This is a genomic window from Niveispirillum cyanobacteriorum (genome assembly GCF_002868735.1).
GTDB classification, from domain to species: Bacteria; Pseudomonadota; Alphaproteobacteria; order Azospirillales; family Azospirillaceae; genus Niveispirillum; species Niveispirillum cyanobacteriorum.
The window spans coordinates 1,144,926-1,165,066 of record NZ_CP025611.1; the positions used below are offsets into that span (position 1 = coordinate 1,144,926).

General features: G+C 63.4%; 22 protein-coding genes and 2 tRNA genes. 14 read left to right on the forward strand and 10 right to left on the reverse strand.

Going from position 1 to position 20,141, the window contains the following annotated elements; genetic code table 11:
• The first annotated feature begins 201 nt into the window (after positions 1 to 201).
• Both C0V82_RS05110 and C0V82_RS05115 read left to right on the forward strand, forming a co-directional pair.
• Positions 202 to 1,803, forward strand: coding sequence for a bifunctional aminoglycoside phosphotransferase/ATP-binding protein (locus tag C0V82_RS05110; RefSeq protein WP_102111397.1), 1,602 nt, complete (start codon positions 202 to 204; stop codon positions 1,801 to 1,803).
• Positions 1,804 to 1,965: 162 nt separating this feature from the next.
• Positions 1,966 to 2,829 (forward strand): universal stress protein, encoded by an 864-nt coding sequence (locus C0V82_RS05115; RefSeq protein WP_102111398.1) that lies wholly within the window; start codon positions 1,966 to 1,968, stop codon positions 2,827 to 2,829.
• A 2-nt stretch (positions 2,830 to 2,831) separates the two neighbouring features.
• On the opposite strand, the gene C0V82_RS05120 is transcribed toward C0V82_RS05115, so the two are convergent.
• Entirely contained in the window at positions 2,832 to 3,392 is a 561-nt protein-coding gene (locus C0V82_RS05120; protein ID WP_102113255.1) for a TetR/AcrR family transcriptional regulator, read from the reverse strand.
• A gap of 130 nt (positions 3,393 to 3,522) precedes the next feature.
• On the opposite strand from C0V82_RS05120, the gene C0V82_RS05125 reads away from it, so the two are divergent.
• The gene (locus C0V82_RS05125; protein ID WP_245924167.1) at positions 3,523 to 4,809 is read left to right on the forward strand and encodes an MFS transporter; all 1,287 of its coding nucleotides are present in this window, start codon (positions 3,523 to 3,525) and stop codon (positions 4,807 to 4,809) included.
• 19 nt (positions 4,810 to 4,828) lie between these two features.
• Here the strand turns inward: C0V82_RS05125 and C0V82_RS05130 are convergent, their stop codons facing one another.
• From C0V82_RS05130 to C0V82_RS05150, 5 genes are all read right to left on the reverse strand, one after another.
• Positions 4,829 to 5,686: an alpha/beta fold hydrolase gene (locus C0V82_RS05130; RefSeq protein ID WP_102111399.1), complete on the reverse strand. Its 858-nt coding sequence runs from the start codon at positions 5,684 to 5,686 to the stop codon at positions 4,829 to 4,831.
• Positions 5,687 to 5,934: 248 nt separating this feature from the next.
• Complete coding sequence (locus C0V82_RS05135) at positions 5,935 to 6,354, reverse strand: GFA family protein (RefSeq protein WP_102113257.1); 420 nt, start codon at positions 6,352 to 6,354, stop codon at positions 5,935 to 5,937.
• Between the two features lie 32 nt (positions 6,355 to 6,386).
• A complete protein-coding gene (locus C0V82_RS05140) occupies positions 6,387 to 7,118 on the reverse strand; it encodes a TraB/GumN family protein (protein ID WP_102111400.1) in 732 nt (243 codons plus the stop codon).
• A 102-nt stretch (positions 7,119 to 7,220) separates the two neighbouring features.
• Positions 7,221 to 8,066, reverse strand: a complete 846-nt coding sequence (locus C0V82_RS05145; RefSeq protein ID WP_158659736.1) for a LytR/AlgR family response regulator transcription factor — start codon at positions 8,064 to 8,066, stop codon at positions 7,221 to 7,223.
• A 101-nt stretch (positions 8,067 to 8,167) separates the two neighbouring features.
• Positions 8,168 to 8,259, reverse strand: a tRNA-Ser gene (locus tag C0V82_RS05150).
• Between the two features lie 223 nt (positions 8,260 to 8,482).
• Here C0V82_RS05150 and C0V82_RS05155 point away from each other — a divergent pair.
• Both C0V82_RS05155 and C0V82_RS05160 read left to right on the forward strand, forming a co-directional pair.
• Positions 8,483 to 9,202: a DUF3313 family protein gene (locus tag C0V82_RS05155; protein ID WP_158659737.1), complete on the forward strand. Its 720-nt coding sequence runs from the start codon at positions 8,483 to 8,485 to the stop codon at positions 9,200 to 9,202.
• Positions 9,203 to 9,382: 180 nt separating this feature from the next.
• Positions 9,383 to 10,363 (forward strand): bile acid:sodium symporter family protein, encoded by a 981-nt coding sequence (locus tag C0V82_RS05160; RefSeq protein ID WP_102111403.1) that lies wholly within the window; start codon positions 9,383 to 9,385, stop codon positions 10,361 to 10,363.
• 55 nt (positions 10,364 to 10,418) lie between these two features.
• On the opposite strand, the gene gatB is transcribed toward C0V82_RS05160, so the two are convergent.
• Both gatB and C0V82_RS05170 read right to left on the reverse strand, forming a co-directional pair.
• Positions 10,419 to 11,873, reverse strand: a complete 1,455-nt coding sequence (gatB, locus tag C0V82_RS05165; protein ID WP_102111404.1) for an Asp-tRNA(Asn)/Glu-tRNA(Gln) amidotransferase subunit GatB — start codon at positions 11,871 to 11,873, stop codon at positions 10,419 to 10,421.
• A gap of 116 nt (positions 11,874 to 11,989) precedes the next feature.
• Positions 11,990 to 12,907: an SMP-30/gluconolactonase/LRE family protein gene (locus tag C0V82_RS05170; protein ID WP_102113258.1), complete on the reverse strand. Its 918-nt coding sequence runs from the start codon at positions 12,905 to 12,907 to the stop codon at positions 11,990 to 11,992.
• Positions 12,908 to 13,086: 179 nt separating this feature from the next.
• Between C0V82_RS05170 and hisG the strand changes: the two genes are divergently transcribed.
• The 9 genes from hisG (at position 13,087) to C0V82_RS05215 (ending at position 18,617) form a co-directional block, all read left to right on the forward strand.
• A complete protein-coding gene (gene hisG, locus C0V82_RS05175; protein ID WP_102113259.1) occupies positions 13,087 to 13,758 on the forward strand; it encodes an ATP phosphoribosyltransferase in 672 nt (223 codons plus the stop codon).
• Entirely contained in the window at positions 13,748 to 15,037 is a 1,290-nt protein-coding gene (hisD, locus tag C0V82_RS05180) for a histidinol dehydrogenase (RefSeq protein ID WP_102111405.1), read from the forward strand. The genes hisG and hisD overlap by 11 nt, the downstream gene beginning before the upstream one ends.
• 72 nt (positions 15,038 to 15,109) lie before the next feature.
• The gene (locus tag C0V82_RS05185) at positions 15,110 to 15,592 is read left to right on the forward strand and encodes a UPF0262 family protein (protein ID WP_102111406.1); all 483 of its coding nucleotides are present in this window, start codon (positions 15,110 to 15,112) and stop codon (positions 15,590 to 15,592) included.
• 11 nt (positions 15,593 to 15,603) lie between these two features.
• Positions 15,604 to 16,044 carry an arsenate reductase ArsC gene (locus tag C0V82_RS05190; RefSeq protein WP_102111407.1) on the forward strand — a complete coding sequence of 147 codons (441 nt, stop codon included), beginning with the start codon at positions 15,604 to 15,606 and terminating at the stop codon, positions 16,042 to 16,044.
• A gap of 128 nt (positions 16,045 to 16,172) precedes the next feature.
• The gene (gene infA / locus C0V82_RS05195) at positions 16,173 to 16,391 is read left to right on the forward strand and encodes a translation initiation factor IF-1 (RefSeq protein WP_028097283.1); all 219 of its coding nucleotides are present in this window, start codon (positions 16,173 to 16,175) and stop codon (positions 16,389 to 16,391) included.
• Between the two features lie 16 nt (positions 16,392 to 16,407).
• On the forward strand, positions 16,408 to 17,061 hold the full coding sequence (locus C0V82_RS05200) for a Maf family protein (RefSeq protein ID WP_102111408.1): 654 nt from the start codon (positions 16,408 to 16,410) through the stop codon (positions 17,059 to 17,061).
• Positions 17,061 to 18,212 carry a ribonuclease E/G gene (locus C0V82_RS05205; protein WP_102111409.1) on the forward strand — a complete coding sequence of 384 codons (1,152 nt, stop codon included), beginning with the start codon at positions 17,061 to 17,063 and terminating at the stop codon, positions 18,210 to 18,212. Before C0V82_RS05200 ends, C0V82_RS05205 begins: the two co-directional genes overlap by 1 nt.
• A gap of 11 nt (positions 18,213 to 18,223) precedes the next feature.
• Positions 18,224 to 18,424: a DNA gyrase inhibitor YacG gene (locus tag C0V82_RS05210; RefSeq protein WP_102111410.1), complete on the forward strand. Its 201-nt coding sequence runs from the start codon at positions 18,224 to 18,226 to the stop codon at positions 18,422 to 18,424.
• Positions 18,425 to 18,541: 117 nt separating this feature from the next.
• Positions 18,542 to 18,617 (forward strand) — tRNA-Phe (locus C0V82_RS05215).
• Between the two features lie 236 nt (positions 18,618 to 18,853).
• Here C0V82_RS05215 and cydX read toward each other — a convergent pair.
• Positions 18,854 to 18,964, reverse strand: coding sequence for a cytochrome bd-I oxidase subunit CydX (cydX, locus tag C0V82_RS05220; protein ID WP_082372166.1), 111 nt, complete (start codon positions 18,962 to 18,964; stop codon positions 18,854 to 18,856).
• Between the two features lie 18 nt (positions 18,965 to 18,982).
• Positions 18,983 to 20,137 (reverse strand): cytochrome d ubiquinol oxidase subunit II, encoded by a 1,155-nt coding sequence (cydB, locus tag C0V82_RS05225; protein ID WP_102113260.1) that lies wholly within the window; start codon positions 20,135 to 20,137, stop codon positions 18,983 to 18,985.
• Positions 20,138 to 20,141 lie beyond the last annotated feature (4 nt).

The following is a 20,141-nucleotide window of genomic DNA, read 5'->3' on the forward strand; positions in this document are numbered from 1 at the left end:
CCGCATTCTGTTGCGGCGCAGCGTCGCAGGGTGCTGTAATTTCACTACATCTGTCAACGCCGAAAGGGGTATGGCGGACATAATCAGTCTGCATCACCCCCCAGGATTGAAGTGATAGATTAAAGGAGATGGGCTTCGCTGGCGATAGATTACTTGTAACGTCGTTCGCTTACATGTTGGATCGGGACAAGGGTGTTGCGCATGCACAGCAGTCCGGCGGACAGCGGAGAGAGTGTCGGAGAGGGCGCCCAGGTACGGGCCATCGCCCTGTTGAGCGATGCCGTGACTCATGGCCTGCCGCCCGGAACCAAGGTCGACCGGATCGACACGCACGCGGCGCGCATCTTCATGGCCGGCGACCGCGCGTTCAAGATGAAGCGGGCCGTCACCTACCCGTTCTTCGACTACGCCACCCTGTCGCAACGACTTGATGCGTGTGAGGCGGAACTGGCCCTGAACCGACGAACGGCACCGTCGCTTTATCTAGGTGTTGGCGGGCTGGTCCGGGATGGCAACGGCCCTTTCCGACTGGTTGAACAGGCGCCGGTGGCTGCCGATGGCGGGCCGGACCCGTCGGTGCTGGAATATCTGGTCACCATGCGGCGTTTCCCACAGACGGCTCTGCTGGACCGGATGGCGGCAGGTGGCATCCTGTCGCCCGCCATCATGCGCGATTTGGCCGCCACCATTGCGGAATTCCATGAGAGTGCTGAACCCAGGCCGAATGCGCCCGGGATTGAGGAGATGGCCGATCTGGCCCATACCAATATCCGCGAGATGCGCAAACATGGAACCCTGTTTGATCCCGGGACCGTGGACCGGCTGGACGTTGCCACGCGACAGGCATTGGCAGCGGGCGGCGACCTGATCGACCGGCGGCGGGATGCCGGCTATATCCGCCACTGCCATGGCGATCTGCATCTGCGAAATATCGTCATGTTGGACGGGCGGCCCGTGCCTTTCGACTGTGTCGAATTTGGCGACCGCATCGCGGTGACGGATGTTCTCTATGATCTGGCATTCCTGCTGATGGATCTTGAACATCGCCGCCTGCGTGGCCATGCCAATATCCTGTTCAACCGTTATCTGGACCTGACGGGTGATCTGTCCGGCCTGTCGCTGCTGCCGCTGTTCATGTCGGTTCGCGCCGCCATCCGCGCGCATCTGACGGCCTCCGCCGCTGCCGGGCAGGCCGATGCGGACCAGGCGGCGGCGATGCGGGCGGAGGCACAATCCTATCTGGCGCTGGCCAATCGGCTGCTGTCGCCGCCAACGGCCCAAATGCTGGCCATTGGCGGCCTGTCAGGCACGGGCAAAACCACCCTGGCCCGTGCCCTGGCCCCAGTGCTGGGACCGGCACCGGGGGCGGTCATCCTGCGGTCGGACGCACTGCGCAAATCCCTGGCCGGCGTGGCGGAGGATCAGGCCTTGCCTGACAGTTTCTATGGCTCCGACCATTCGGAACGTACCTATGCGGAGATGTCGGGACGTGCCGGCCTCGTCCTGGACGGGCATCATGCCGTGATCTGCGACGCTGTCTATGCCCGCCCGGACCAGCGTCAGGCAGTGGAGACCGTGGCCCGTGCCGCCGGCGCCAGCTTCACAGGCCTGTGGCTTGTGGCCGATCAGGCCGTCACCCTGGCTCGCGTTGCAAGACGGCGCGGCGATGCCTCGGATGCTACCACCGCGATTGTCCGCCGACAGGCCGCCTATGACCTGGGCGACATGCGGTGGGAGGTAATCCCCGCCAGCGGTGATGCGGACGAAACGACCGCTATCGCCCGCCGTCACATTGCGCGCTGATCCCCCTACCCTGTACTTTAACAATTTTGCGAACCATCTGTTATGATGGGGTTGGTTCCGGGTGATCCATGTCAATGCCCGGCACCGGGTATAGCGTGATGCTGGGTCAAGGATGCGTTTCCAGGCGGCGATGTCCGCGAAACGGCACAAGGGGGACCGGTCATGGCTTTCCGCAAGATCACCTGTTTCGTCACCGGCGGCGCGCGCGATGCCGCCGCCCTGGGATCGGCACTGCTGCTGGCGACACCCGCCAAGGGTAATGTCGCCGCCCTTTATCTGCGCGCCGACCCCCGCGACGTCATGCCTATGGTGGGTGAGGGTTTGTCCGGGGCGCTGATCCAGGATTTGATGAAATCCCTGGAACAGGAAAATAAAAGCCACGCCGCCAAGGCCCGCGACCATCTGGATAAGGCGTTGGCAGCCGCCGGTGGCGTCTATTGCGAGCGGGCACCCGGCAGCGACCGCGTCAGCGGCAGCTTCACTGAAGCTGCCGGCGTGACAGAGGATGTCATGGCCGCCGCTGCCCGCCTATCGGACGTCACCGTCTTCCCGTCGGTCGCGAAAGAGGACCGGACCGCAGTTTTGGTGGGGCTGGAGGCGGCCTTGCTGGAAGGCGGACGCCCCCTGCTGGTGGCGTCGGAGCAGACGCCCGCCGTCCTGGGCCGCCGCGTGGCCATCGCCTGGAATGGCCGTACCCAGTCGGCGCGGGCCCTGGCCCTTGCCATGCCTATGCTGACCGGCGCCGATGCAGTGCATGTGCTGGGTGTCGATACGCTGCGCACCGACGCGGAGGAAGCAGCGCCCGTTGTCGATTATCTGGCCTGGCACAATGTCCCGGCGCAGTATCACAAACTGTCGGGCACCGGCAGCGTGGCGCAGCAGCTTCAGGATGCCTGTGCGGAGGTCGGGGCCGATCTTCTGATCATGGGCGGCTATGGTCATTCACGGCTGCGGGAATTGATCCTGGGCGGGGTGACCCGCGCGATGCTGAACCAGACGACGCTGCCCCTCCTGCTGGCCCATTGACCTTATCCCCGCAAGAGCGCCCGTGCCTGCTGCCGCACCCCCGCCAGGATGTTCTCCGACAGGGCCGGGTCGGTGGCGGCAACGGCGCGGGCCAGATTCATGCTGCCGACCAGCAGGGAAACCAGGGCCGACGCCCTGCCTTCCGCCAGCGGATCATCGGTCGGCATATGCGCGCGAATGGCGGCGACATATCGGGACACGCCAGCGGAAAAATGAGCCCGCACCGGTCCTGACAGGCGCGATACATCTGCGCCAAGCGCCACCATGGGGCACGGCCCCTCCCGGTCGCGATGTTCGACCGAGGCATAATAATCGACATATTCCTCCAGGCTGGCCGATGCCTGCACCCGCCGCACGGCGTTACCGAAGCTGAGATCGCAGACCTCCGCCGCCAGCGCCTCTTTCGATGCGAAATGGCCGTAGAAGCCGCCATGGGTCAGGCCGGCAGCCTGTGTCACCTCCGCCACGCCCACCTTGTCGAACCCGCGCGCGCGGAACAGGCGGGAGGCCGCTATCAGGATGGCGTCGCGATGCTCCCCCGCCTTCTGCTTCGTCACACGCACAACCCACCTCCCCGAAAAACGCCCACGATCCTGCTTGACCGCATTGATGATAGTCATCATGAATAATTTATCATTATGATCATCATCATTACCAGCGACTTTCGCAAGGGCTGGTGACGGGGGGTGTGGCTTGTTCCTGTCTGATCGTCTGGCGGCCCGGCTGGCCGCGCGCAACATCCATTATGGCTGGGTCGTGGTGGCCGCGACCTTCCTCACCTCCATCACTGCCGCCGGGGCCGTGGGGGCGCCGGGCGTGCTGATGATCCCGTTGCAGAAGGAATTCGGCTGGACCGCGTCGGAGATTTCGACGGCACTGGCCATTCGTCTGGTGCTGTTCGGCTTGATGGGGCCGTTCGCGGCGGCGCTGATCAACCGGTTCGGGGTGCGGCGCATGGCGCTGACCTCTCTCTCCATCATCGGCGGCGGCATGATCCTGTCGCTGGGGATGAGCAACCTTTGGGAACTGGTCCTGTTGTGGGGTGTGGTGGTTGGGCTGGGCACCGGCATGACGGCCCTGGTCCTGGGCGCCACCATCGCCACCCGCTGGTTCACGGCCCGGCGCGGGCTGGTGATCGGCCTGCTGACGGCCAGTTCGGCTACGGGGCAACTGGTGTTTATCCCGATGACGGCCTGGCTGGCGGAAGAGATCGGCTGGCGCACTGCCCTGTCGGTGATCTGCGCTATGCTGGCGGTGGCCGCCACCGGTGTCCTGTTGCTGATGCGTGACCGGCCGGGGGATGTGGGCCTGCGCGCCTATGGCGAGGCGCCGGGCGCGCCGGACCCTGCCCCGCCGCCGCCCGCCGGGTCGGTGGCGTTTGCAGCCATCGACACGCTGCGTATGGCGGCGAAGACCAAGGTCTTCTGGGTGCTGTTCGCCACCTTCTTCGTCTGCGGGGCTAGCACCAACGGCCTGATCCAGACGCATCTGGTACCGATGTGCGTGGATTTCGGCATGCCGGCGGTGAAGGCGGCGGGCATGCTGGCCGTGATCGGCATATTTGATTTCATCGGCACCGTCGCATCGGGCTGGCTGTCCGACCGTTATGACAACCGCTGGCTGCTGTTCTGGTATTACGGGCTGCGCGGCCTGTCGCTGCTGTACCTGCCCTTCTCCGACTTTACCTTCTATGGCCTGTCGCTGTTTGCGGTCTTTTATGGCCTGGACTGGGTGGCCACCGTGCCGCCGACGGTGAAGCTGACCGCAGAACGGTTCGGGCGGGAGAAGGCGAACCTCGTCTTCGGCTGGGTCTTCGCGGGTCACCAGTTAGGTGCGGCCTGTGCCGCCTTCGGCGGCGGCTTCTCCCGCACCTATCTGGAAAGCTACATGCCGGCCTTCTACGTGGCGGGCGTGCTGTGCCTGTTCGCGGCCCTGATGTGCCCCACCATGGGCAGAAAGGCGCAGCCGGTGGCGGCGTAACCCGCCACCGGCCCGTTCCTTACAACGCCGTAAGGAACGCCGCCACACGCGGCGCAATCAATGCCCGGTGGGTGAAGATCGCCGCGTGTCCACCTTCATCCACCGTCAACAACTCTGCCCCCGGGATGCGGTGGGCCAGTTCCGCCCCGTGGCGGTCATAGGGCAGCAGCGGATCGCGCGTACCATGCACCACCAGGGTGGGCACCCCGATCTCCGCCAGTGAGAAATGCTGTCGGCGGGTCACACCGATATCATTCTCCGTTCCCGGCAGCCGTTCCGCCAACCGGTCGAACATGCCGGCGCGCAGGTCGCGATAAAGCGGCATGGCGACCGGATCGGCCCGCAAAGCGCGTTGATGTTCCGGATCGGGGATGGACCGGCTGGAAATCAGGTCAGGATTGCGCAGCGCCCGGCCCTTCATCCACCCCACAAAGGCGGGCCAGCGGGCCAGCAGCCCGAATAGGCGAAGGGCACCGGGGGTCGGCATCGGCTGCGGTCCCGCACAGGTGGAAACCAGCACCAGCCCCCGGCAGCGTCCGGGGTGACGCAGGGCGAACATCAGGGCCGACGCCCCCCCACCCGACACAGCGATGACCGCGACCCGGTCCAGACCCAGATGATCCAGCAAGGCGGCGCAAAGATCGGCCTGCGCCTCCGGCGTGACGCCCGATGACAGCGGCGTACCGGGATAGCCCGGACGTGCAGGCGCGATGATGCGCCCGGCGTCGGCCCCGGTGACACGGGCCAGGATCATCCCCTGGTCCGTCCCGCCCATGGCCCCGTGCAAGGACAGAACCGCCGGGCCTTCCCCGGAATCGGCATAATGGATAAGGCCGCGCGGCGTGGCGGCCATTGCTTCAGCAATCGACATGGACATGGCTGTTCCCCGTCTGTCGTGCCGATCCTTGATGGATGTCGGTGGTCGCCGGCTTCCGACCTGGCACGGCTTTTTCAGGAAAAGCGGTCGATCGATGGAAGAAGGGTAGGAATAATCGTGAAAACTGTTTCGCGATGGCAGGTTTAGCTTTCCCGGGTGGGAACGGCGACGCCTGGGTGAACTGCCGACCGGGTGGCAACTTAAAGCACGCAGCCCAAACTGGCAATCCCCCGCCCGTCGCCCTCCGGTCAGAGGTGACGTATCTCCTCCGGCGGGTTCCACCAGTTATCCCGTCGTCCGTCGCAATAGGTAACGGGTGCGGACACCAGATCCTCAATGCTGAGATCATCCAGTGCCGCAACCCTTACCGAGACCATGGCTCCCCCCAATTCCTCCAGATAGCCATCGCCATGGGTGTGCGTTCCACATTTGGCGCAGAACCTGTGGGACAGCTCAAACGTCTCGGTCTTGCGGGCATAGGTGGACAGGAGATCAGCACCGGCCAGCAGTTCAAAATCTTCCGGCTTCAATCCGCAGACATTCCAGTTTCGCTGCTTCCAGCAGAAGGTGCAGTTGCATTTACTGGTGCCGGAATGGATGTCCAGATGCGCCCGGAACCGGACAGCGCCGCAATGACAGCTGCCATAGTACCAATGCTTTTTCGTCATTTTCTGATCCATGCTTTCAGGGATTGGGGTGGTCAATTGGCGGTCTTCGCAAACGAGGGGGCCGCATCGACCACCCGGTCCTTCACCGACTGCCGAACCGTGCGCTCCAGCAGGGTGCGGTTCTTGTAACTGGCGATGACCATTACCCGCTTGGCCGGGTGAGACCGGACGGTGCGGACCACCTGCCCGGCCATGTAGCTGTCCCAACGCGCCTGCGCCGCCACGAATGAGGGGCCGGCCAGGGCGAACTGTGCCGCCTGCACACCGGCGGCGATGGCCGACGTCTGTTCGTCCTGCACCTGCGCCGGTGCCTGCCAATAGGCCAGCAGAACGTCGTCCGTGGCCTTCTCCAGGCGCGATAGGGCCGCCGCCCCCTCTGGATCACGCTTCTTCAGCGCCTCGAAGGCTTCGCCCGCGGCCCCCGCAATTTCCTTGAACATCTCCCCGCCGGGCTCCATGGCAACCGCCTCCACCGACATCTCGGTTAGAAGCGGCCAGATCACCGCCGGATATTCGGGGCGGCCCGGCGTCACCTTTCGTTCGGCCAGTTCATCGGGCCGCACCTCCAGCACCAGGACATCCGGCTTAAAGGCGAGGATGGATGCACGCAGCCGGTTATAATCGAAGGCCGGCTCATGTTCATGAAGATGATGCAATGCGCCGACGATCAGAACCGGACCAGCGGGCGGGGCCGTATCGGCAATGGCCGGCAGCGCTAAAAAAACCGGCAGTGCAACAAGCAGGAAACGCAATCGGCTGATCATGTGGGGTCCCGTGTTTGACTGTGAACGGAACCAGGGTCCATGCCCCAAAGCCGCATTCCCAGCCCGGATCGGCAAGCGGGACCGTCCAGTCGGCAACCGGGATCAGACCGGTAAAAGGGCCTTGAAACCCTCACGATACCGCCGGCTGAGGCGCAGCGTTTCACCATTATGCAGAATCAGACTGGCATCACCCCGCCCAAGACTGCGGACCTCCCGCACTCGGTCCAGCCGCACGATAGCCCCGCGATGCACCCGAACGAAGGCGGCAGCCGGCAATTCATCGGTCAGCGACGCTAAACTGCGGTCGGTCAGCAGGGTGCGTTCACCGGCATGGATTTCGGCATAGTCGCCGGCCGCCGCAATCCAGTCGATATCCTGGAACGGCACGCGCTGCTGTCCGCCCGCCACACGCACCCAGAGGCCGTCTTCACCGGCAGGCGCGGTGTTAGCCAGCGACGGCGGCGACGGCACGTCACTTGGCGGCGTCCATTGCCGGCGCAGGCGGGCAAGCGCGATCAGGGCGATATAGGCAAAGGCAGACTTGTCCAGGTTGGCAAGAAACACCGCCTTTGCCATGGCGAATAAGGACAGGCTCGGCCCGCCATAGATCGGCCAGAACAGCAGAACGAACAGGGTCAGATGGGCCATGACGGTCAGCGGATATCCCGCCAGCCAGAGGGACAAGGCCGCGACCCGGCCAAACCGCCGCTCTTCCACCCTGCGGGCCGCATGCAGCACGGCAGGGGTCAACAGCGCCCAGACGGAAAAAATTGCAACCGTATAATGGAAAGTGGGCCACCAAGCCTGTGACCGGCCCGCAAAGGCGGCAAAAACCTGGCCCTGCACCACGCTGATCAGCGCAACACACAGCCATACCGCACCGGAAACCGCCCACAGGCGCCGACGACCAGTGTTATTGCCGGTGCTCACGCGGTCTGCCTGGGTCACCGCATCATCCGCGTTGGATATTGGTTGAACCCGCGCCATAATGGCGGGCAATCAATTCGGCACTGCCTTTGGCGTGCGCAGAACATGCATTTTTGGGAAAGTGGCGGAGGGGATGGGATTCGAACCCACGGTACCAGTTTCCCGGTACGACGGTTTAGCAAACCGTTGCCTTCAGCCGCTCGGCCACCCCTCCGCACCGTCTGCAACCAGCCGGTTGAACCGGGGCTGCGTCGGTGAGAGGGGTGTTTAGTGGCATGAAGCGGGCTTGTCAACGGCGCTGCAACACCCCATTCTTAAAAAGTGATCCTGGCAGTGATGCGCGGGACATATCGGGACGGGGGCGGCCCGGTTATCCGCCGCAAGAATGCGGTACCGCACGGGTTCCAACCCGCGCCCTATGAATGGAGTTCGACACCATGTTCGGACATGAAAAGCCCTTCGCCATGACCGACAGTACTGTGATTCGTGCCGATGGCACTGGTTTCAAGGCTGGCCTTCTTGCCGGCATCTTAGGTCTGTCCCTGATGGTTCTGGCTGCCGGCACCGCCGGTGCCGCCGAAAGCGCCTGGGACGGTATCCCGTCCAAGAAGGCGCCAAAGCTGGTGACCGACGGGCTGACCGAACAGGACCATGCCAATCTGGACAAGGTCTTTGTGAAGCCCGGCGTCAACCTCGCCTCCTATGGCAAGGTGATGCTGGCCCCCATGGACACCGCCATTGAACGCCGCTTTGACGAGGTGCTGCTGTCGGTGCGCGAACGCGATCATGCGTTCGAATACATGACCAAGCAACTGGAAGAGGCGTTCGGGTCGGCCATGGTGAAGGAGCCGGGGCCGGGGGTCCTGAAACTGGCCATCACCTTTACCGACTATGTCCCCAACCGCTCCTTCCATGCCGAGAAGGCACGCGGCGGCGGCACCGTTGACCGCGTCTATTCCGTTGGCCGCGCCGCCTTCCAGGCGACCTTGACGGATAGCCAGACGGGTCAGGTGGTGGCCGTCATCGCCGATGCCGACATGGGCCTGCCGTTCCCGGACAATATCAACAGCTACACGATCTATGGCGACGCGGACCGGTTCACCCGCCGCTGGGCCAAGCAGATCGCCAAGCTGGTGACGGGCGACGCCGCCAGCTGATCCCAACCTGATCAGGTGAGTAGGATAAAGCGCCGGAACCCTGGTTCCGGCGCTTTTCTTTTGCGCGGCACACAAACCACCCCGGCGGAAACGGGGGAACCCGGTTTGTATTGTTGGCATGCATACTGTCGTCCTCGCGGGCGGTCCACGCCCCCTGTGCCTGCCGATGGATGACTTTGCATGAAGCGTTTCCTTGAGGCCGTGATTGATCCCTTTCTGCTGGCGCTGCTGGCCACTGTCGGGCTGGCGGCGCTGTTCCCGGCGCAGGGGCAGGTCGCGGGCATCGTGGATATCGTCGCCGATATTGCCATCGCGCTGCTTTTCTTCTTCCACGGGGCCAAGCTGTCGCGAGAGGCCATCCTGGCTGGCATGGGCCATTGGCGGCTGCATCTGTCGGTCCTGGCTAGCACCTTTGTGCTGTTTCCCCTGCTGGGCCTGGCGGCGGGGCTGCTGCCTGCCTCCATCCTGCCTACCGTCATAGCGACCGGCATTCTCTATCTCTGCCTGCTGCCCTCCACGGTGCAAAGCTCCATCGCATTCGTCTCCATCGCGGGCGGCAATGTGCCAGCGGCCATCTGCTCGGCCTCGGCCTCCAACCTGCTGGGGATCTTCATCACACCGCTGCTGGTCGGACTGCTGATGAAGGCGGGGGGACAGGCGGGCATCTCGCTCGCCGCGCTGGAGGCGATCATCCTGCAATTGCTGGTGCCCTTTATCGCCGGCCATCTGGCCCGACCCCTAATCGGACGGTTCGTGCAGAAATACCGCAACAGCATTTCCTACACCGACCGCGGGTCGATCCTGCTGGTGGTCTATTCCGCCTTCAGCGCGGCAGTGGTCGAGGGGCTGTGGCACAAGGTGGCTGCATCCGACCTGATCGCCATCGCAGTGGCCAGCATCGTCCTGCTGGCCCTGGTCATGGGCATCACGGCCCTCGCCGGGCGCTGGTTTGGCTTCAACCGGGCCGACCGGATCGTACTGCTGTTCTGCGGATCAAAGAAAAGTCTGGTGTCCGGCGTGCCCATGGCCAGCGTGCTGTTCCCTGTGGCACAGGTCGGCTTGATCATCCTGCCGCTGATGCTGTTCCACCAGATCCAGTTGATCATCTGCACCTGGCTGGCGGCCCGCTGGCGACAGGAAATGAATGGCACCGAGCCATGAAAAAGGCCGCCGGATTGCCCCGGCGGCCTTTTTAACGCTACGAGTCTAACCCGCGTCAGCCCTTGAGCTTGGCCGCCAGGATTTCATTCACCATGGCCGGGTTGGCCTTGCCCTGGCTGGCCTTCATCACCTGACCGACGAAGAAGCCGAACAGCTTGTCCTTGCCGGAGCGGTATTCGGCGACCTTGTCGGGGTTGGCGTCCATCACCTGGGCGATGACGGCGTCGATGGCACCGGTATCGGTGACCTGACGCAGGCCCTTCTCGTCCACGATTGCAATGGCCGACTTGCCCGTCTCCAGCATCAGCGCGAACACATCCTTGGCCAGACGGCCGGAGATGGTGTTGTCCGCCACCAGATCGATCAGACCGCCCAGATCCGCCGCACTGATCGGCGATTCGGTGATGTCCTTGCCCGTCTTGTTCAAGGCACCCAGCAGATCGCCGATCAGGAAGTTAGCGGCCATCTTGGGGTCGCGGCCCTTGGCCACTTCCTCATAGAAATCGCCACGGGCCTTTTCGGCCACCAGAACACCGGCATCATACGGGTTCAGCTTATACTGCTCCATGAACCGCGCCTTCTTGTCGTCGGGCAGTTCGGGCAGGGTCGCCTTGATCTGATCCACCAGTTCCTGTTCCAGAACCAGCGGCAGCAGGTCCGGATCGGGGAAGTAGCGGTAATCATGCGCCTCTTCCTTGGACCGCATGGAACGGGTGACGCCCTTGCCGGGATCCCACAGGCGGGTTTCCTGGACGATGCTGCCGCCCTCCTCAATCACCTCAATCTGCCGCTGCGCCTCATACTCGATCGCCTGCTGCACATAGCGGATGGAATTGACGTTCTTCGTCTCCGTCCGCGTCCCCAGCGGCCCACCCGGCTTGCGCACCGACACGTTGATGTCGCAGCGCATGGAGCCTTCTTCCATGTTGCCGTCGCAGGTTTCCAGATAGCGCAGGATGGTGCGCAGCTTACGCAGGTATGCCGCCGCCTCTTCCGGGCTGCGCATGTCGGGCTTGGACACAATCTCCATCAACGCCACGCCGGCCCGGTTCAGGTCGACATAGGTCTTGGACGGATGCTGGTCATGCATCGATTTGCCGGCATCCATTTCCAGATGAAGGCGCTCAATCCCCACTTCACGCGTGGCGCCATCGGCCAGATCCAGGATCAGCGTGCCCTCGCCCACGATGGGCTGCTTGAACTGGCTGATCTGGTATCCCGACGGCAGGTCGGCGTAGAAATAGTTCTTGCGGTCGAAGACGCTGCGCAGGTTGATCTGCGCCTTCAGACCCAGGCCGGTCTTCACCGCCTGTTCCACGCAGACCTGGTTGATCACAGGCAGCATGCCGGGGAAACCGGCATCGACGAAGCTGACTTGGCTGTTGGGGGCCGCACCAAAGGCCGTGGCGGCCCCGCTGAACAGCTTGGCATTGGAAATGACCTGGGCATGAACCTCCAGCCCGATCACCACTTCCCATTCACCCGTTTCGCCCTGAATCCGGTAAGCCATCGTCTCTGCACTCTGTGATAACGGAAAGACTAAGGGCTTTTCATGGCCGGATTCGGGGCAAAGGGCAAGGGGGTTGGACGCCATAGAGGGTTGAAGCGACACCATTACACGGTCGCTTAAAAACGTTTTGCGCCCCGCACCGCCAGCATCACGGCATAAAGACCGCTGGTCGCCGTTATATAGAGCCGGTTGCCGCGTGCGCCCCCAAACTCCACATTCGCCACCCGTTCTGGCACCCGAACCTGGGCAATTAAGCTGCCATCGGGGTGAAAGCAATGGACGCCGTCCGCCTCTGCCATCCACAAATGGCCCTGCTCATCACAGCGCAAGCCATCAAATCCGTGCTGGGGGGACGCAGCGAAAACCCCACCGCCGCGCAGCAGCCCCTCCTCTCCAACCTCAAAAGCGCGGACATGGCACGGGCCATCGGCATAATGCGTGTGGCCAGTATCGACGACGTAAAGCATCCGCTCGTCATGGGAAAAACAAAGACCGTTGGGACGCACGAAATCATCGGCGACAACCGTCAACGTCCCGGTCGCCGGATCAAACCGATAGACGTGGCAGGCGCCAATTTCACTCTCGGCCTGTTCGCCTTCGTAGATGTTGTCGATGCCATAGGTCGGGTCGGTAAACCAGATGGTGCCGTCGGATTTCACCACCACATCATTGGGGCTGTTCAGGCGTTTACCCTGCCAGCGGTCAACCAGAACGCTGATACTACCATCATGGTTGGTGCGGGTGATGCGCCGGCCCCCATGTTCACATGTGACGAGCCGTCCCTGCCGATCCACCGTATTACCGTTGGAAAATCCCGCCGGCATGCGAAAAGCACTGACGACCCCCGTCACTTCATCCAGGCGTAGCATGCGGTCATTGGGGATGTCCGACCAGACCAGGGTACGGTGAGCCGGGAACCAAGCCGGACCCTCCGCCCACCGACAATCTCCATAAAGCTTATCCACCCGCGCCGTGACATTAAGCACCGCCCGCGAACGATCACGGTCATGAATAATGAAATCGGCAGCAGACATGGGCACCGGCTCCATAGACGGGAAGAAATGGGACCAGGGAAATATCATACTTTTCCCGCTACCCACGATCTGATTGAAGTTTCACGCAACCCCGCCCTTCGCTGCGGCGGGTGGACGGGTCGGCACGGGCGTGCCATGTAAGCAGCCCTATGCAACCCACCTGGAGCGTCCAGGACATGATGTCGCCCGCTGCCAATGACCTGCTGGTACTGGCCCTTCCCAAGGGTCGGATTCTGGATGAGGTGAGGCCGTTGCTGCATCATGTCGGCATCGAGCCGGAAGCCGATTTCGATAATCCGAAATCACGCGCCCTGAAGTTCGACACGAATCTTCCGCATGTGAAGATCATCCGGGTGCGCAGCTTCGACGTCGCCACCTTCGTGGCCTTTGGCGCCGCCCATCTGGGCGTCTGCGGCAGCGACGTGCTGATGGAATTCGACTATCCGGAGATTTACACGCCGCTGGACCTGGGCATCGGCAAGTGCCGCATTGCGGTGGCCGAACCGGTGGACCTGTCCAGCAGTGACGATCCGTCGCGCTGGTCCCATGTGCGCGTCGCCACCAAATATCCGGAAATCACCCGCCGGCATTTCGCGGCGCGCGGTGTGCAGGCCGAATGCATCAAGCTGAATGGCGCCATGGAACTGGCCCCCAATCTCGGCCTTTGCTCGCGCATCGTTGACCTTGTGTCCACCGGCACCACCTTGAAGGCCAATGGCTTGGTGGAGATTGAGCATATTGCCGACATCTCCTCCCGCCTTGTCGTCAACCGGGCGGCATTCAAGACGCGCCATGGCGAAATCCAAGGCTGGATCGACCGTTTTCAGGAGGCCATCGGCAATGCCGGTTAAATTCTCCACCCGCGATGCCGATTTCGAAAGCCGTTTTCAGGACCTGCTGGGCGCCAAGCGCGAGGTTCAGGAAGACCTGAACAATGCCGTCACCGCCATCCTGAACGATGTGAAGGCGCGGGGCGACGCGGCTGTCCTGGACTATACCAAGCGCTGGGACCGGCTGGACATCACCGCCGAGGCCATGGCCTTCACGGCGGACGAAATCGCTGATGCGGTATCCAACTGTGACGCCGAAACGCTGGATGCGCTGAAGCTGGCCGCCGCGCGGATTGAGGCGTTCCACCGCACGCAGCCCATCGAATCCTCCTTCTTCACCGATCCCGCCGGTGTGCGCCTGGGTGCGCGCTGGACCCCCGTCGGTGCCGTCGGTCTTTACGTGCCGGGCGGTCTGGCCTCCTACCCCTCCTCGGTCCTGATGAATGCCATCCCGGCCAAGGTGGCGGGGGTGCCGCGCATCGCCATGGTGGTGCCTACGCCCGATGGCGTGATCAACCCGCTGGTTTTGGCCGCCGCACAGCTGGCCGGTGTGACAGAGATTTACCGCATCGGTGGGGCACAGGCGGTTGGTGCACTGGCCTTCGGCACCGAAACGATCAAGCCGGTGGACAAGATCACCGGACCCGGCAATGCCTTTGTCGCCGCCGCCAAGCGGCAGGTTTTCGGCACCGTCGGCATCGACATGATCGCTGGCCCGTCGGAAATCCTGGTGGTTGCCGATGGTCATAACGACCCCGCCTGGATCGCTGCCGACCTGCTGTCGCAGGCCGAACATGACACCAGCGCGCAAAGCATCCTGATAACCGACGACCCCACCTTTGCCGATGCCGTGGCCGCGGCGGTCGATACGCATCTGGCCACCCTGCCGCGGGCAGAAATCGCCGGCACCTCCTGGCGCGACCATGGTGCTATCATTCTGGTGGACAGCCTGGATGATGCGGTGCCGCTGGTAGACCGTCTGGCACCCGAACATCTGGAACTGGCGGTGGCCGATCCCGATACCCTGGCCGCGAAAATCCGCAATGCCGGCGCCATCTTCCTGGGCCGCTATACGCCTGAAGCCATCGGTGATTATGTCGCTGGCCCTAACCATGTGCTGCCCACCGCCCGTTCGGCGCGGTTCTCCAGCGGCCTGAATGTTCTGGACTTCATGAAGCGCACCACGCTTGTCGGCTGCACGCCAGAGAGTCTGGCACAGATCGGTCCGGCAGCGGTTTCGCTGGCCAATTCCGAAGGGCTGGGCGCGCACGCTTTGTCGGTGGCGATCCGTCTGCGCTGATGCGTTCCAGCTTGCCAAGCGGGGGGCTGGGCAGGCAGGTTAAGAAAAAGTGAAGACAACCACCGGGGAGGGATGATGAACGCGCCGCACCACCGCATCGTCCATGTGGAACTGGTGGAGAAGAACGTCATCCGCCGCAACATGGAGGTGGAGCATGAACGCGCCGTCGCCCTGTTCGACCTTATGGATGAGAACCGCTTCGCGCTGGTGGAGACACCGGACGAAGGACCGTTTCGCCTGTTCCTGTCCGCGGAAGATAACCGGCTGATTTTTGATGTCCGCAAGGAAGATGACAGCCCGCTGAACCGGCTAACCCTGCCGCTGACCCCGTTCCGCACCATTGTGCGGGACTATTTCATGATCTGCGACAGCTATTACAAAGCCATCAAGACGGCATCCCCGTCCCAGATCGAAGCCATCGATATGGGGCGTCGCGGCCTGCACAATGAAGGATCGGAACTGCTGCGGGAGCGGCTGGCCGGCAAGGCCGAAATGGACCTAAACACGGCCCGGCGCCTGTTCACGCTCATCTGCGTGCTGCATATCCGGAACTGAGTAGCGCGTCGATGGCCGAAATCAGCCCGACCCGAATCTCCTCCGTCCTGTTCGCCTGCACCTATAACGCCATCCGTTCGCCCATGGCCGAAGGGTTGTTGAAGCATCTGATGGGGCGGCAGATCTATGTCGACAGCGCAGGTGTGCGCGAAGGCGAGCCAGACCCGTTCGTGACCACCGTCATGGCCGAACTAGGCATCGATATGTCGCGCCACCGCTGCAAGACCTTCGACCAGTTGGAGGATGACAGTTTCGACCTCGTCATTTCCTTGTCACCAGAGGCGCAGCACCGGGCCGTGGAAATGACCCGCACCACCGCCTGCGACGTGGAGTTCTGGAACACTTTCGACCCCACCCTGGTGGAAGGCAGCCGGGAGGCGCGACTCGATGCCTATCGCCAGGTGCGCGATACGCTGCTCCGCCGCATGAAAAAGCGGTTCGGGGTGGATTAAGCCGGGGGTGCCGTTCGCGTACCCTGCCCAGCGTGTGAAACGCCTTTGCTTTGCGCTGAAAACACTTGACCCGCGCGGCTGTGACGCTCACCTATGTGCGCGTTTTACCATCCCGAAATCAGGAAAACATGGCCAAGGAAGATCTGATCGAGTTTTCTGGCACGGTGACTGAACTGCTGCCCAACGCGATGTTCCGCGTGAAGCTCGATAACGAACATGAAGTGCTGGCCCACACGTCTGGCAAGATGCGCAAGAACCGCATCCGCGTGCTGGCGGGTGACCGCGTCAACGTCGAAATGACCCCCTACGACCTGACCAAGGGTCGGATCACCTTCCGCTTCAAGTGAGCGGCAGGATTTGACGATGAACGCGCGCGCGGCGGCAACGCCCGACCAACCCGGCATTGACCGTCCGCGCCTGATCCTCGCCTCCGGGTCTCCCCGGCGGCGGGAACTGCTGGCCCAGATCGGGCTGGTGCCTGATGCCATTGATCCGGCTGATATTGACGAATCTCCCCTGACGGACGAACTCCCCTCCCCCCATGCCCAGCGACTGTCGCGGGAAAAGGCGGGGATTGTGGCCGCACGTCATGCCGGGGCCATCGTCCTGGCCGCCGATACGGTGGTGGGGCTGGGTCGTCGCATCCTGCCCAAGGCCGATGATGTGGACACCGCACGCCGCTGCCTGAACCTGCTGCAGGGTCGCCGCCATCGCGTTTATACCGGCATTGCCCTGGTCGGTGCTGATGGCAAGACCTGGAGCCGCGTGGTTGAAAGCCAGGTGATCTTCCGCACCCTGTCGCGGGATGAGATCGACCAGTATCTGGCCTCCGGCGACTGGAAGGGCAAGGCCGGCGGCTATGCCATCCAGGGTCTGGCCAGCCTGTTCGTGCGGCAGCTTTCCGGCAGCTACAGCAATGTCGTCGGCCTGCCGCTGACAGAGGTGGCGGGCATCCTTCGCGCCGCCGGGATTGACGCGTTGGCCCTGGCCGCCGCCCAAGCCACGTCACGGGGCTGATGCGCCGCCGGCTGCTGATCGACCAGCGCGGGCCCTTGCGGCGCTGCGCCATGCTATCCGACGGCATCCTGACCGACCTTGCCATTGATCACGTGGAACGCCCAGCCTGGCTGGGCGCTGTCGTCCTGGGCCGCGTGACGCGCGTCGTGGCGGGTCTGGATGCTGCCTTCGTAGAGTTTGGCGACACGACACCCGGCTTCCTGGCCGCCGCCGATGTCCGGCCCGGTCGACGCGACGCCCGTATCGGGCAATTGTTGCGCACGGGCCAGATGATCATGGCGCAGGTGAAGGCCGACGCCCATGACGGCAAGGGGGCGGTCCTCACCATGGACCTGTCTCTGCCCGGCCGTTTCCTAGTCTACACCCCGCTAGGCGACGGCATCCATATTTCCAAACGCCTGGGCAAGGGACCGGAGGTTCAGGCTCTGCGCCAGCGTCTCTCCGCCACCCTGCCTAACCAGGGCGGCTGGATCGTGCGGGCGGAGGCTTTGTCGGCTGGCCCCGCCTTGGTGCTGGGCGAGGCAGAGGCCCTGCTGGCCGACGGCTACCGGGCACAACGCGCCGCTGGAGGCACCAGCCCTGCCACTCTGCTGCCCCCATCCGATGCCATACGCCGCGCCCTGGTGGAGTTGCCGCGCGACGGCCTGGAGGAGATCGTCGTGGAGGGGCCAGAGATGCTGGCAGCGGTAAAAAGCACCGCCACGGCCCTGGCACCCGACCTGCTGCCCCTGATCGTCACTCACAAGGCCCCACGCCCCCTGTTCGATCAGGGTGATGCCGACAGCGCCATTGCCGCCCTGACTAACCGCCGTGTCGACCTGGGCCAGGGAGGATCACTGGTCATCGACCGGACGGAGGCGCTGACCGTCATCGACGTCAATGGCGGCGAACGCGGCAACCCGCTGGCCACCAATCTGGATGCCTGCATGGAGATCGCGCGGCAACTGCGCTTGCGCAATGTCGGCGGCATCATCGTGGTGGATTTCGTGAATATGGCACGCGCTGGCGTCCGGGAGGCCGTGATCCAGCGCCTGTCCTCGGCGGTGGCGGACGACCCTGTTGCCACCCATGTCTATGGTATGTCGCGCCTGGGCCTGGTGGAGGTCACCCGCGCCCGCCGTGGCCCGCCGCTGGCCGATCTGCTGCTGTAAGGAAGCCACCCATGAGTGATGATCCCATCGACCTGTCCGCCCTGCGCAAGCCGAAGAAGGCCACCGGGTGCCCTATCTGCCGCCGCGCACCGGTGCTGGACTTCCGCCCCTTCTGTTCCAAGCGCTGCGCCGATGTGGACCTGAACCGCTGGCTGGGCGAGGTCTATCGCGTGCCCGTGGACGAGGCGCCGGGTGAAGATGAAGGCCGCTGAAAAAATTTCGCAGATGCGCAATTCAATGCTTTACAGCCCCGGATGCCTTGTCTATAAGGCGCACCACACCGGGCGGCGGTGACAAACAAACGCCTCGGTGGTTACGAAGTACGGTGTGCCCAGGTAGCTCAGTCGGTAGAGCAGGGGATTGAAAATCCCCGTGTCGGCGGTTCGATTCCGTCCCTGGGCACCACTTCGAAAATTCATAATATTACTGAATTTGAGTTTGGTACTGATCTGACCATGACCAGACCAAATAAACATGGCGACCTCTGGGTCGCCATTTGTTGTTTCTGGGTCCGAGACGCCGTCTACTCTTTTTGAGTACGACACCGTCATCGCCAATGCCGTCACGAATCGTATCTGGCACCAGCGGCGCATGCCGGTGGGAAGCAACGGGCGACGCCGCCTCACACCGGCACACCGATATCAGCGCCGCCCCTGCTCCTTGGCGTCTTCACGCATCTCGAACCACATGGCGTTCAAAACGGCGAAGGCGGCGGCCAGGGGCAGGCCCAGCATCCAGGCGAAATACCACATGATACGCTCTCCTTTTCCTCAGTAATGGTGGCCCTGGCCGGCGCGGATGGCGCTTGCGTCGACCTTGCCCCACAGGATGCGATAGGCCCAGGCCGTGTAGGCCAGGACGAGCGGCAGGAAGATGCAGGTTACGACCAGCATGATGAACAAGGTCTGGTGCGAGGATGAACTGTCCCACACCGTCAGGCTGCTGACCGGATCAATGGAACTGGGCAGGATGAAGGGGAACATTGAGACACCCACCGTGGCGATGATCCCAAACAGCGACAGACCGGAGATGATCAGCGTCGCCCCTTCCGCCCGCGCCTTCAGCCCCGCCCAGACCAGCAGCGGTCCCACCAGCCCCAGGGCCGGGGCGATCAGCAGGAATGGGTAAGCCGCGTAGTTGCTGAACCACAAGGCGGGGGCCGTTGCCACCTGCTTCAGCAGCGGGTTCGAGGGGCCGTCCATCACAACCGCGCTGGTAATGTGATAGCCATCAACCCAGAGATACAGCGTGAGGCCCGCCAGCGCGAACAAAGCGGGCGTCAGCAGGGCCGTGACCAGCCCAACGGCCCGCGCCCGCGCCGCCACTGCGCCCGTCGTTTTCAGCGCCACCCAGGCAGCCCCGTGCGTGACCAGCATCGCCACTGACAACAAACCGCAAAGCAGCGCAAACGGGTTCAGCAGGCCTAAGAACGAGCCTTCGTAGAAGGCGCGCAGATCACCATCCAGACGGAACGGCACACCCTGCAGTACATTGCCCACCGCCACGCCGAAGATCAGCACAGGCACGAACCCGCCGACGAACAGCGCCCAGTCCCAGGCCGCGCGCCAGCGGACATCGTCCCGCTTCGACCGGTATTTGAACGCCACAGGCCGCAGGATCAGGGCTGCCAGCACGACAAACATGGCCAGATAGAAGCCGGAGAAGGACACGGCATAAAGTGGCGGCCAAGCGGCGAAGATGGCGCCACCACCCAGGATGAACCAGACCTGATTGCCCTCCCATACCGGGCCGACGGCATTGATGATGGTCCGGCGTTCGACATCATCCTTGCCGATAAAGGGCAAGAGGATGGCCGTGCCCATGTCGAAACCGTCCGTCGCCGCGAACCCAATCAGCAGCACACCCAACAGCACCCACCAGATCAGACGCAGCGTCGTATAATCCAGAAGTTCATGCAGGATCATGATC